General features: G+C 73.0%; 1 protein-coding gene. It reads right to left on the bottom strand.

What is annotated here, in order from left to right:
- A partial coding sequence (locus ACFPIJ_RS33515) for a type I polyketide synthase (protein WP_380121098.1) occupies nucleotides 1-14,679 on the bottom strand: 14,679 nt, incomplete at both ends.

Genomic DNA, 14,679 nt, shown 5'->3' with positions numbered 1-14,679 from the left:
AAGCCGAGGTCTTTGAACGCGCGGCGGGCGTCGACGGCGTCAGCCGTCCCGTGGCCCAGGACCGCGGCAGCGGCGCCGGTCACCAGGTCGAGCAGCAGCCGCTCCCGGTCGGCCTCGGGCATCGCGGCGAGACGGTCGGCGAGGGTGCCTCCGCCGGTCGGGCCGTCGACCGCCCGGCGCATCTGGGCACCGGCGCTCCGGCGCAGCAGCGGGGGCACGGGGCCCGGCGCGGTGCGAACGGCGGCGAGGTCGAGCGGCGTCGGCACGAGATGCGGCCGGGACTGGAGCATCGCAGCGTCGAACAACGCCAGCCCGAGTTCGGTGGACAGTCCCCCACCGGCCCGCGCCACGTCACGACCCGCAAGATGACCGGTCATCCCGGACGCCTCGGCCCACAAGCCCCAACCCAACGACAGGCCGGGCAGGCCGAGGCTGCGCCGATACGACATCAGCCCGTCGAGGAACGCGTTGGCGGCGGCGTAGTTGGCCTGACCAGCCGACCCGAACGTCGCCGATGCCGACGAGAACACCACGAACCACGCCAGGTCCATGTCCTTCGTCAGCTCATGCAGGTGTACCGCAGCATCCACCTTCGGACGCAACACGCCGTCGAGCCGCTCAGGAGTCAACGCGGCGAACACACCGTCATCCAGAACCCCGGCACAGTGCACGACACCGGCCAACGCCCTACCAGCGACGACCGCGGCCACGGCATCACGGTCGGCGGCGTCGCAGGCCACAACCTCGGCGTGGGCCCCGAGCTCGGCGAGACGGTCGACGAGTGCGCCGGCGCCTGGCGCGTCCGGGCCGCGGCGGCTGGTCAGCACCAGACTGCGCACACCATGCGAACGGACCAGGTGCTCGGCCAGCAACGCACCCAGACCACCGGTGCCACCGGTGATCAGGACACTGCCCTGCGGGATGGCCGGAATGGTCAGCACGTTCTTGCCGATGTGCTTGGCCTGGCTCATGTGCCGGAACGCCGCCCCGGCCTCACGCACGTCCCACGCCGTCACCGGCGACAGCGACAACGCGCCCTGCTCGAACAACGCCGCAATCTCGGCCAGCATCACCCCGATCCGAGCAAAGCCAGCCTCCGACACATCGAACGCCCGATACGACGCCCCGCCGTACTGCTCCGCCACCACCTCCGGATCACGGACATCCGCCTTGCCCATCTCGGAGAACCGGCCGCCTGGGGCCAGGAGCCGCAACGACGCGTCAACGAACGGCCCGGCGAGAGAGTTCAGGACCACGTCGACACCCCGGCCGCCGGTCGCGGCCCGGAACGTCGCTTCGAAGTCCAGGTCCCGCGACGACGCGATGTGCGCGTCGTCCAGCCCGAGGCTGCGCAGGGCGTCCCACTTCGGCGGTGACGCGGTGCCGTACACCTCGACACCCCAATGGCGGGCCAGCTGCACCGCGGCCATACCGACCCCGCCAGCAGCCGCATGCACCAACAGCGACTCACCCGCACGCACACCCGCCAAATCCCGCAACGCATACCACGCCGTCAGATACGCCATCGGCACCGACGCCGCCTCAACAAACGACCACCCAGCCGGGAACACCGACACCACCCGGTGATCCACCACAACCAACGGCCCGAACCCGCCATTGAACAAGCCGAAGACCCGATCACCGACCTGCAGGCCGGTCACATCCGCGGCGACCTCGACCACCACGCCAGCGCCCTCGGCCCCCATCAACCCCGGCTCCGGATACACCCCCAACCCCAGCAACACATCACGGAAATTCACACCCGTCGCACGAACGCCAATCCGCACCTCGCCCGGCCCGAGCGGCACCACACCCGACGGGGCGAACACCAAACTCTCCAACGTGCCGCCACCCGCGGACTCCAACCGCCACGACTCCGGACCCTCCGGAACAGACAGCGACGTCGACGGCAGAGCACGAACAAGCCGCGGCACGAGCACCTGACCAGCACGCAACGCGACCTCGGGCTCGCCAAGAGCGGCAGCGGCGCCGATGAGACGCCACGAGTCCACGGACCCGTCAACGTCGATCAGCACGATCCGATCGGGATTCTCGGTCTGGGCCGAACGCAACAGCCCCCAGATCGCCGCAGCGGCCAGATCTGTGACGCTGCCGCCGGCCGGAACGGCGCCGCTGGTGAGGACGGCGAGGCGGGCGTCGGCGAACCTGTCGTCAGCCAGCCAGTCCTGCGTGAACGCGAGCACTTCGGCGGTGAGCGCGTGGGTCCGGGCCGCGGTGTCGGCACCGGCCGGCACGGGGACCGGCCAGACCACGACATCCGGGCGGGCGTCGTCGGCACGCAGCTCGGCCAGGTCGGCGACCACGCGATCCGCGCCGTGGCGAGCGGCATCGGCACCGCCGCCGAGGAACGCTACCGCGGCGAGCGTCGCCGTCGGTGCCGGCGCCGGGGTCCAGTCGACGGTGAACAGCGCGTCGTGGAGGTCGGTGGCGCCGGGCGCGGCGAGGGCGTCCGGGGACACGGTGCGCAGGACCAGTTTGCGGACGGTGGCGACCGGGGCGCCGGTGCCGTCGGCGACGCGCATCGACACGCCGCCGCTCTCGGCCGCCATCCGAACGCGCAGGACCGCCGCGCCGGAGGCATGCAGCCGTACACCGGTCCAGGCGAACGGCAGCTGCGCCTGGGTGCCGTCGCCCAGGAACCCGCCCAGGCCCGTGACGTGCAGCGCGGCGTCGAGCAGGGCCGGGTGCAGCCCGAAGCTGCCGGCGTCGCCCTGGGCCGGTTCGGGGAGCGCGACCTCGGCGTAGACGGCGTCCGCCGCTCGCCACGCGGCGCGCAGCCCGCGGAACACGGGACCGTAGTCGACGTGCAGCTGCTCGGCGACGTCGGCGTAGAACCCGTCGAGCGCGATCGGCTCGGCGCCGGCCGGTGGCCAGGTCGGCAGGCCGGCGCCGACGTCGGGCGTTCCCTGGGACACGAGGCCGTCGGCGTGGCGCACCCAGGCGGCGTCGGGGTCGACGCGGGAGTACACCTGGACCGGACGGCTTCCGGACGCGTCGGCGGCGCCGACATTGACCTGCACCTGCACGCGCCCGGTCGGGGGGAGCACGAGCGGTGCCTCGATGGTGAGTTCGTCGAGCTGGTCGGCGCCGACCTGACGGCCGGCGTGCAGCGCCAGTTCCACGAACGCGGTGCCGGGCAGCAGGACCCGGTCCAGCACCCGGTGGTCGGCCAGCCACGGGTGGGTCTGGAGCGAGAGACGCCCGGTGAGCAGGATGCCGTCTCCGCCGGCGACGGGCACGGCCGCGCCGAGCAGCGGATGGCCGGCGACGCCGAGCCCGGCCTCGGTCACGTCACCGCGCAGGGCCGGAGCGGGCTGTGGCCAGTACCGGCGCCGCTGGAACGCGTAGGTGGGCAGGTCGACGCGACCACCGGCGGGCAGGATCGCGGCCCAGCCGACGTCGACCCCGTTGACGTGCAAGGTGGCCAGGGCGTGCAACAGCGTGGTGGGTTCGTCGCGGTCCTTGCGCAGCGCGGCGGCCAGCACGGTCTCGCCGCCGGTCAGGCAGCCCTGCGCCATCGCGGTCAGCACCCCGGACGGCCCGACCTCCAGGAACCGGGACACCCCGTTGCCCTCGAGCCACCCGATGCCGTCCGCGAACCGGACGGCCTCCCGGACATGCCGGACCCAGTAGTCGGCGGTGTACTCCTCAACCAGCTGGCCGGTCAGGTTCGACACGATCGGAATCTGCGGCGGCGCGTAGGACAGGCCCGCAGCGATCGCCCTGAACTCCTCCAGCATCGGCTCCATCAGCGACGAGTGGAACGCGTGCGACACCGTGAGCCGCGACGTCTTACGGTCCTTGAACAGCCCGTCGATCACCGCGGCCTCACCGGACACCACGATCGACGTCGGACCGTTGACCGCAGCGATGTCGACCCGACCGGCGAACGGCTCGCACACCACCCGGACCTCGGCCTCGGTCGCCTGCACCGCCAGCATCGCCCCACCGGCCGGCAGCGCCTGCATCAACCGGCCACGCGCCGCGACCAGCGCCACGGCGTCGTCAAGGGACAGCACCCCCGCGACGTGCGCGGCCGCGAGCTCACCGATCGAGTGACCCAGCAGGAAGTCCGGACGCAGACCGAACGACTCCACCAGGCGGAACAGCGCCACCTCCAGCGCGAACAACGACGCCTGCGTGTAGACGGTCTGGTTCACGTCTGCGTCGCGCAGCGGCTGGTCCAGCAGCAGGTCGAACCGGGCGCAGACCGCGTCGTAGGCGTCGGCGAAGACCGGGAACCGCTCATACAGACCGCGTCCCATATCGGAACGCTGCGCACCCTGACCGGTGAACAGCAGCGCCAGGCCGCCCTCGCCCACCGAACCCCGCACCACATCGGCGGCCGCGGCGTCCTGCTCCAGCGCCGCCAGACCGTCGACGAACCCCGCCACCGAATCGGCGAGGACCACGGCACGATGCGGCAGCGACGCGCGAGACATGGCGAGCGCCGCGCCCACCGTACCGACGTCGAGGGAGGAATCCGCGGCGGCGAACTCGCGCAGGCGGCCGGCCTGTGCGGGGAGACTCCCGGCGGTCTTCGCCGACAGCAGCCACGGGGTCACGGCCGGGGCGGCGAGCTCGCGGTGAGTTTCGGGGACGGCCGGCGGGGCCTCGAGGATGGTGTGGACGTTCGTGCCGCTCATCCCGAACGACGACACGCCGGCGCGGCGGATGCGGTCGCCGGCCTCCCAGGGGCGGGCCTCGGTGAGGAGTTCGATGGCGCCGGCGGACCAGTCCACGTGCGGGGTGGGTGCACCCGCGTGGAGGGTCGGCGGCAGCACCCCGTGCCGCATCGCCATGACCATCTTGATGATGCCGGCGACGCCGGCGGCGGCCTGGGTGTGGCCGATGTTCGACTTGACCGAGCCCAGCCACAGTGGACGGTCCGCGGGTCGGTCCTGACCGTACGTCGCCAGCAGCGCCTGCGCCTCGATCGGATCCCCCAGCCGGGTACCCGTGCCGTGTGCCTCCACCACGTCCACATCGGACGGTTCCAGACCCGCACCGGCCAGGGCCCGCCGGATCACCCGCTGCTGCGACGGACCGTTCGGCGCCGTCAGACCATTGGACGCACCGTCCTGGTTCACCGCGCTGCCCCGCACCACGGCGAGGATCTCGTGCCCGTTGCGCTCGGCGTCGGAGAGGCGCTCCAGCAGGAGGACGCCGACGCCCTCGCCCCAGCCGGTGCCGTCCGCTTCGGCGGAGAACGCCTTGCAGCGGCCGTCGGCGGCGAGAGCCCGCTGCCGGCTGAACTCGGTGAAGATACCCGGGGTCGAGATGACCGCCACGCCGCCGGCGAGCGCCAGGTCGCATTCGCCCGCGCGGAGCGCCTGGACGGCCAGGTGCAGCGCCACGAGCGACGAGGAGCAGGCGGTGTCGACGGTGATGGCGGGGCCTTCGGTGCCGAGGACGTAGGCGATGCGGCCGGAGACCACGCTGGCGGCGTTGCCGGTCGCGAGGTAGCCCTCGTTGCCGCTGGCCGAGTCGATGAGGAGGCTGCCGTAGTCCTGGCTGTTGGTGCCCATGAAGACGCCCGTGGGGGTGCCGGCGAGCGTGGTCGCGTCGACTCCGGCCCGTTCGAAGACCTCCCAGGTCGTCTCCAGCAGCAGGCGTTGCTGCGGGTCCATGGCGAGGGCCTCACGCGGGTTGATGCCGAACAGCTCGGCGTCGAAGTCGGCCACGTCGGGGATGAAGCCGCCGACGCGGGCGTGCGAGGTTCGCGGGTTGTCCGGGTCGGGGTCGAAGAGCGCGTCGAGGTCCCAGCCGCGGTCAGTGGGGAACGGGGTGATCGCCTCCCGGCCCTCGATCAGCAGGTCCCAGAGCGCTTCGGGGCTGGTGGCGCCGCCCGGGAACCGGCAGCTCATGCTGACGATGACGATCGGGTCGGTGGTGTCGACGGCGGCGGCCGCGGTGTCGGCCGCGCCGGTGCCGGAGCCGGTGAGCTCGCCGGCGAGGTGCCGGGCGAGGATCTCGGCGTTCGGGTAGTCGAAGACGAGGCTCGCCGGCAGGTGCAGGCCGGTGGCGACGCTGAGCCGGTTGCGCAGCTCCACCGCGGTGAGCGAGTCGATGCCGAGCTCTTTGAACGCTCGTGCCGACTCGACGGCGGACCGGTCGCGGTATCCGAGGACGGCCGCCGCCTCGTCGCGCACCAGGGCGGACAGGACCCGTTGCCGTTCGGCTGCCGGCAGCGCGGCGACCCGGTCGGCGAGGCTGGCGCCGGTCTGTGTGGCCGGCGGTTGCGTGTGCAGTTCGGGCAGTGCGGTGAGCAGCGGGCTCGGCCGGACCGCGGTGAACGCGGGCCCGAACGTGGGCCAGTCGACCTCGGCGACGGCGACACAGGGCTGGTCGCCGGCGACGGCGTCGGCGAACGCTGCGACGGCCAGTTCGGGCGCCATCGGCGGCATCCCGCCGCGGCGCATCCGGCGGGTGATCGCGTCGTCCGCGGTGGCCATGCCGGCCTGTGCCCACGGGCCCCAGGCGATCGAGGTGGCGGCGAGCCCGCGCTGCCGGCGGTGCTGGGCGAGCGCGTCGAGGAACGCGTTGGCCGATGCGTAGTTGGCCTGCCCAGCGCTGCCGATCGTGCCGGCCACCGAGGAGAACAGCACGAACATCGACAGGTCCAGGCCGGCGGTGAGGCGGTCGAGGTGGACGGCGGCGGCCACCTTGGTGGCGTAGACCGTCGCGAACCGTTCCGGTGTCAACGACTCCAGCACGCCGTCGTCGAGCACGCCGGCCGTGTGCACGACACCGGCCAGGTCCGGGACACCGGCCAGCAGCCCGGCCAGCGCGTCATAGTCCGCGACATCACACGCCGCGACCGTGACCCGGGCACCGAGCTCGGTCAACTCCTCCACCAGACCCGCAGCACCGGGGCTGTCCAGACCACGACGGCTGGTGAGCAGCAGGTGCGGCACGCCACTGCCGGCAAGGTGACGAGCGACCACGGCACCGAGCGCACCGGTGCCGCCGGTCAACAGGACGGTCCCACCGGGAACAACCGGCGCACCGCCGGCCGGAGCCGCACGGTGCAGCCGCCGGCCGTAGACACCCGTGGCGCGCACCGCGACCTGGTCCTCGGCTGACCCGCCGAGGACGTCGGTCAGGCGCCGACCGGCGCGCTCGTCGAGCAGTTCGGGCAGGTCGATGAGGCCGCCCCAGCGGCGCGGGGCCTCGAGCGCCGCGGTGCGGCCGAGCCCCCAGACGAGCGCCTGCGTGGGGTGGCGCAGCGGGTCGGCCGCGCCGACGGAAACGGCCCCGCGGGTCAGGCACCACAGGGGTGCCTGGGTGTCGAGATCGCCGAGCGCCTGCAGCAGCAGCGCGGTGAGGGCGACGCCCACCGGCACCACCGGGTGCTGCGGGTGTGGCGTGTCGTCCATGCCCGCCAGGGACACGATCCCGGCCAGTTCGGCGTCGCCGGCCACCGCTGCGATCCGGCGGGCGAGGCCGGCGCGGTCGGTGTCGCTCTCGGTGACGTCCAGCTCGATCGCGTCCGCGCCGGCCCGCCGCAGCGCGGCGATGATGTCGCCGCCCTGCTCCCCCGCGGGCACGACCACGAGCCAGGTGCCGGACAGCTCGGCCGGCGCCGACGGCAGCGGCGTCCACGACGTCGTGTAGCGCCACGAGTCCACGGTGCCGCGCTCGCGCCGCTTGCGCCGCCAGCCGGACAGCACGGGCAGCACCGCGCCGAGGGCGTCGATGGCCGAGCCCGCGTCGTCGTGCACCTCGAGGCTGCGGGCCAGCCCTTCGAGGTCCTCGCGCTCGACCGCGTCCCAGAACCGTGTCTCTACGGTGTCGGCGCTCAGTGTGTGGGTCGGCTCCAGCCAGTACCGCTCGTGCTGGAACGCGTAGGTCGGCAGATCAACATGCCCACCAGCGGGCAACGCCGGGGCCCAGTCGATGCCGATCCCGTTGACGTGCAGGGTGGCCAGGGCGTGCAGCAGGCTGGTGGGTTCGTCGCGGTCCTTGCGCAGCGCCGGGGCCAGCACGGTCTCACCGGTGAGGCACTGCTGCGCCATCGCGGTCAGCACCCCGGACGGCCCGACCTCCAAGAACCGGCTCACACCGTTCCCCGAAAGCCACGCGACCCCGTCAGCGAACCGGACCGCCTCCCGCACATGCCGGACCCAGTAGTCGGCGGTGTACTCCTCAACCAGCTGGCCGGTCAGGTTCGACACGATCGGGATCTGCGGCGGCGCAAAAGTCAGGCCGGCAGCGATCGCGCGGAACTCCTCCAGCATCGGCTCCATCAACGGCGAATGGAACGCATGCGAGACCGTCAACCGCGACGTCTTACGATCCTCGAACAGCCCGTCGATCACCGACGCGTCACCGGACACCACGATCGACGTCGGACCGTTGACCGCAGCGACGTCGACCCTGCCGGCGAACGGCTCCAACGCGGAACGGACCTCGGCCTCGGTCGCCTGCACCGCCAGCATCGCCCCACCCGCCGGCAGCGCCTGCATCAACCGACCCCGCGCCGCAACCAGCTGGATCGCGTCGTCCAGCGACAGCACCCCCGCCACGTGCGCGGCGGCGAGCTCACCGATCGAGTGACCCAACAGGAAGTCCGGACGCAAACCGAACGATTCGATGAGGCGGAACAGCGCCACCTCCAGCGCGAACAACGACGCCTGCGTGTAGACGGTCTGATTCACGTCCGCGTCGCGCAGCGGCTGGTCCAGCAGCAGGTCGAACCGAGCGCAGACCGCGTCGTACGCGTCGGCGAAGACCGGGAACCGCTCATACAGACCGCGTCCCATATCGGAACGCTGCGCACCCTGACCGGTGAACAACACCGCCAGACGGCCCTCACCCGCCGAACCCCGCACCACATTGGCGGCGGACGAACCCGCCTCCAGCGCCGCCAATCCGTCGACGAAACCTGCCACCGAATCGGCCAGGACCACGGCACGGTGCGGCAGCGACGCACGGGACACAGCCAGGGCTGCACCCACCACACCCGGAACAAGCGACGGATCCGCCGCAGCGAACTCACGCAGCCGCGCCGCCTGACCACGCAGCGCCTCCGCCGAACGGGCCGACACCACCCATGGCACCGTTCCCGTCCAGTCCGTAGAAGACGAAGGCTCGCTCGCCGGGGCCTGCTCGATGATCGTGTGGACGTTCGTGCCACTGATGCCGAACGACGACACTGCGGCCAGCCGCGGACGCCCGTTCCGCTTCCACGGCCGCGCCTCCGTCAGCAGTTCCACCGCGCCGGCCGACCAGTCCACCTGCGGCGTCGGCTCATCCACGTGCAATGTCCGCGGCAGCAACTCGTGCCGCATCGCCATCACCATCTTGATGATCCCGGCAACACCCGCAGCCGCCTGCGTGTGACCGATGTTCGACTTCACCGAACCCAACCACAGTGGACGATCCGCGGGCCGGTCCTGCCCGTACGTCGCCAGCAGCGCCTGTGCCTCGATCGGATCCCCCAACCGGGTCCCGGTCCCGTGCGCCTCGACCACATCCACGTCAGCGGCGGTCAACCCAGCACCAGCGAGGGCCTGGCGGATCACCCGCTGCTGCGACGGACCGTTCGGCGCCGTCAAACCATTCGACGCACCGTCCTGGTTGACCGCGCTGCCCCGCACCACCGCCAGGATCTGATGACCGTTGCGCTCGGCGTCGGAGAGTCGCTCCACCAGCAGCAGACCCACGCCCTCGGCCCAACCGGTACCGTCCGCCGCGCCGGCGAACGCCTTGCACCGACCGTCAGCCGCCAGCCCGTCCTGCCGCGAGAACTCCTCGAACACGGCCGGCGTCGGCAGCACCGTCACGCCACCGACGAGGGCCATGCCGCATTCGCCGGCCCGCAGTGCCTGGGTCGCCCAGTGCAGCGCGACCAGCGACGACGAACACGCCGTGTCGACCGTGACGGCCGGTCCTTCCAGACCGAACGTGTACGCGACCCGGCCCGAGATCACGCTGTTCGCGACACCGGTCAGCAGGTGCCCTTCAGTGCCCTCGGGGAGGCGACCGCCAACGCCGTAGCCGGAGTTCGACGCGCCGACGAACACACCGACCGAACTGCCGCGCAACGACCGCGGGTCGACCCCGGCCCGCTCGAACGTCTCCCACGACACCTCCAGCAGCAGCCGCTGCTGCGGGTCCATGGCGAGGGCCTCCCGGGGGGAGATGCCGAACAACGCCGCGTCGAACCCGGACACGTCGGTGACGAACCCGCCGAGCCTGGCGTAGTCCGCGTCGGCGGCGAGGTCCCAGCCCCGGTCGTCCGGGAACGCCGAAACGCCGTCGCCGCCGGACGCGACCAGCGCCCAGAGGTCGTCCGGGGAGGCGACGCCGCCCGGGTACCGGCAGCCCATGCCGACGATGACGATCGGGTCGTCGTCCACATCGGATGGTGTGATGCCGGCAACGACGGGTGCGGCGTCGCCGACCAGTGCTCCGCGGAGGTGCTCGGCGAGCGCGTGCGCGTTCGGGTAGTCGAAGACCAGGGAGGCCGGCAGCCGCAGCCCGGTGACGCCTTCCAGGACGTTGCGCAGTTCGACCGCGGTCAGCGAGTCGAAGCCGAGCTCGCGGAACGCCCGGTCCGGATCGATGGCCGACGCCGAGCTGTGGCGCAGGACGAGGGCGGCGCGGGCGCGGACGAGGTCGAGCATCGTGGCGGACTGTTCGGCCGGGGGCAGGGCGGCGAGGCGGTCGCGCAGGGCGGTCCCGCCGGGCTCGTGCAGCTGGACGGCGGCCAGGGACTGCTGCACCTCGATGAGTTCGGCGACGAGCCGGCTGGGGCGGGCGGCGAGCAGCGCCGGCGCGAACGCGGCCCAGTCGATGTCGGCGACGGTGACGTCGGCGTCCTGGTGCGCCACGGCCGCGGCGAGCGCGGTAAGCGCAAGGTCGGACGGCAGCGGGATGAGCCCGCCGCGCCGCAGCCGTTGAGCCGCGGCGGTCCCGGCGGCCATGCCGGTGCCGGACCAGGGGCCCCAGGCGATCGAGGTGGCGGCGAGTCCGCGCTGCCGGCGGTGCTGGGCGAGCGCGTCGAGATAGGCATTCGCGGCTGCGTAGTTGGCCTGGCCGGCGCCGCCGACGGTGCCGGTGAGCGAGGAGAACAGCACGAACATCGAGAGGTCCAGGCCGGCGGTCAGCTCATCCAGGTGCGCCGCGGCGAGGGCCTTGCCGCGCAGCACCGTCTCGAACCGTTCCGGTGTCAACGACTCCAGCACGCCGTCGTCGAGCACGCCGGCCGTGTGCACGACACCGGCCAGGTCCGGGACACCGGCCAGCAGCCCGGCCAGCGCGTCATAGTCCGCGACATCACACGCCGCGACCGTGACCCGGGCACCGAGCTCGGTCAACTCCTCCACCAGACCCGCAGCACCGGGGCTGTCCAGACCACGACGGCTGGTGAGCAGCAGGTGCGGCACACCACTGCCGGCCAGATGCCGGGCGACCTCGGCACCGAGCGCACCGGTGCCACCGGTCACCAGGACCGTCCCACCAGGGAGCACCGGCAAACCGGCCGCCGAAGCCGGAGCCGCACGATGCAACCGCCGCCCGTAAACACCCGTGGCGCGCACCGCGACCTGGTCCTCGGCGCGCTGCGCGAGCACCGACGCGAGGCGGGCGACCACCCGGCCGTCGAGCGTCTCGGGCAGGTCGATGAGGCCGCCCCACCGCTGGGGGTCTTCGAAGGCGGCGACCCGGCCCAGGCCCCAGGTCTGGGCCTGGATCGGGCTGCGCAGCCGGTCGGTGCGCCCGACGCTGACCGCGCCGCTGGTCAGGCACCACAGTGGGGCGACGAGGCCGGCGAGGTCGAGCGCCTGGACGAGCGCTGCCGTGGCGGCCAGTCCGGCCGGCAGGGCGGCGAGCCCCGGGACGGGGGTTTCGTCGAGCGCGGCGAGCGACAGGATCCCGTCCGGTTCGGTGCCGTCCCCGAGCGCGGCGCGCAGCCCGGCGGCGAGGCTCTGCGCGCTGAGGTCGGCGGTGAGCCGGAATTCGATGGTCTCGGCACCGGCGGCGCGCAGCCCGGCGATAAGCTCGGTGGGAGCTGCGTCGGCTGGGGTGACGACGAGCCAGGTGCCGCGCAGGGCGGGTCGCGGAAGGTCGGCGACCGGTTTCCAGCTGATCCGGTAGCGCCACGAGTCCACGGTGGACTGTTCGCGCCGGCTGCGCCGCCAGGAGGACAGGGCCGGCAGGACGGCGTCGAGGGCGTCGAGCGACGCGACGTGGCCGCCGCCCGTGGTGAGGCTGTCGGCGACGGCGGCGGCGTCCTGCCGTTCGACCGCCGCCCAGAAGCGGGCCTCGGCCGGTTCGGCGGTGTCGTGCTGGCCGATGGTCGTGTGCAGCGGCTCGGGCCAGAACCGCTGCCGCTGGAACGGGTAGCCGGGCAGCGCGATCCGGCGGCCGTGCCAGCCGGCGTACAGGGACCGCAAGTCGACGTCGACGCCGGCGACGTGCAGTTCCGCGACGGCCCGCAGCAGTGTCTCGGTCTCGTCGTGGTCGGCGCGCATGGCGGCGGCGACGAGCGCCGGGCCGGACACCGCCTGCGCCACGAGGCCGGCGAGCACGGCGGAGGGGCCGACCTCCAGGTAGCGGGTGACGCCGTTGGCCTGGAGGCAGGCGACGCCGTCGGCGAACCGGACGGCCTCGCGGACGTGCCGGACCCAGTAGTCGGCGGTGTACTCCTCGACCGGCTGCCCGGTCAGGTTCGACACGATCGGGATCCGCGGCGGTGCGTACGACAGACCGGCGGCGACCGTGCGGAACTCCTCCAGCATCGGCTCCATCAGCGGCGAGTGGAACGCGTGGGAGACCTTCAGCCGCGACGTCTTGCGGTCCGTGAAGAGTTCGTCGATGACCGCGGCCTCGCCGGAGACCACGACCGAGTCGGGCCCGTTGACCGCGGCGATGTCGACCCGGCCGTGGAACGGTTCGAGCGCGGCCCGCACCTCGGCCTCGGTCGCCCGGACCGCCAGCATCGCCCCGCCGGCCGGCAGCGCCTGCATGAGCCGTCCCCGCGCGGCCACCAGGGTCACCGCGTCGTCCAGCGAGAGCACACCCGCGACGTGCGCGGCGGCGAGCTCGCCGATCGAGTGGCCCAGCAGGAGGTCGGGGCGGATCCCGAACGACTCCAGCAGCCGGAACAGCGCGACCTCGACCGCGAAGAGCGAGGCCTGGGTGTAGACGGTCTGGTTGAGGTCGGCGTCGCGGAGCGGCCGGTCGAGGTGCGCCTCGAAGCGGGCACAGATGGCGTCGTAGGCGTCGGCGAAGACCGGGAACCGTTCGTGCACACCGGCGCCCATGCCGGCGCGTTGGGCGCCCTGGCCGGTGAAGAGGAACGCCAGCCGGCCGCCGGTGTCGGTGCCGCGCACGGCCGCCGGTGAGGGCCGGCCCGCGGCGAGGTCGTCGAGCCCGCCCAGGAGGCCGTCGCGGTCGCCGGCGAGGACGACCGCGCGGTGGTCGAGGGTGGTCCGGGTGGTGACCAGCGAGTGCCCGACGTCGAGGAGGTCCAGGGCCGGGTCGGCGTCGACGAAGGCGCGCAGCTGGTCGGCCTGGACGGCCAGGGCGTCGGCGGTGTGGGCCGACACCGGCCACAGCACGACCGGCGGGGCGGTCCGCGGAGCCGGGGCGGTCGTGGGCGTGGGCTCGGCGGCCTGTTCGATGATCGCGTGGGCGTTGGTGCCGCTGATGCCGAACGAGGAGACGGCGGCCCGCCGCGGACGTCCGGTGCCGGGCCATTCGACGGTGTCGGTGAGCAGTGCGAGGGCACCGCTGGTCCAGTCCACGTACGGCGACGGCGCGTCGACGTGCAGCGTCTTCGGCAGGACGCCGTGCTGCATCGCGAGCACCATCTTGATGACCCCGGCGACGCCGGCCGCCGACTGGCTGTGGCCGATGTTCGATTTGATCGAGCCGAGCCACAGTGGATGCTCGTCGGCGCGGTCCTGCCCGTACGTGGCCAGCAGCGCCTGCGCCTCGATCGGGTCGCCGAGCCTGGTGCCGGTGCCGTGCGCCTCGACCGCGTCCACGTCGGACGGTTCGAGGCCGGCGTTGGCGAGGGCCTGGCCGATGACCCGCTGCTGGGCGGGGCCGTTGGGGGCGGTGAGGCCGTTGGAGGCGCCGTCCTGGTTGATGGCGGTGCCCCGGACGAGGGCGAGGACCTGGTGGCCGTTGCGGCGGGCGTCGCTCAGCCGCTCCAGCAGCAGCACGCCGACGCCTTCGGACCAGCCGGTGCCGTCGGCGGCGGCGCTGAACGCCTTGCAGCGGGCGTCGCCGGCGAGGCCCTGCTGGCGCTCGAACTCGGTGAAGATGTCCGGGCCGGCCATGACGGTGACGCCGGCGGCGAGCGCCATGCCGCAGTCGTCGTGGCGCAGCGCCTGGGCCGCGAGGTGCAGCGCGACGAGTGAGGAGGAGCAGGCGGTGTCGACGGTGACGGCGGGTCCTTCGAGGCCGAACGTGTAGGCGACCCGGCCGGAGATGACGCTGGTGGCGCTGCCGGTGAGGATGTGCCCTTCGACGCTGGACGGCAGGTGCATGCCCTGGCCGTAGCTGGAGGCGGCGGCGCCGACGAAGGTGCCGGTCCGCGTGCCGCGCACCTCGGCGGGGTCGATGCCGGCCTGTTCGAACGCCTCCCAGGATGCTTCGAGGAGGAGGCGTTGTTGGGGGTCCATGGCGAGGGCTTCGCGTGGG

The sequence above is a fragment of the Dactylosporangium cerinum genome (genome assembly GCF_042653625.1).
GTDB classification, from domain to species: domain Bacteria; phylum Actinomycetota; class Actinomycetes; order Mycobacteriales; family Micromonosporaceae; genus Dactylosporangium; species Dactylosporangium cerinum.
Note: the sequence above shows the minus strand (reverse complement) of the source record. Positions and strands in the feature narration are given on the sequence as shown.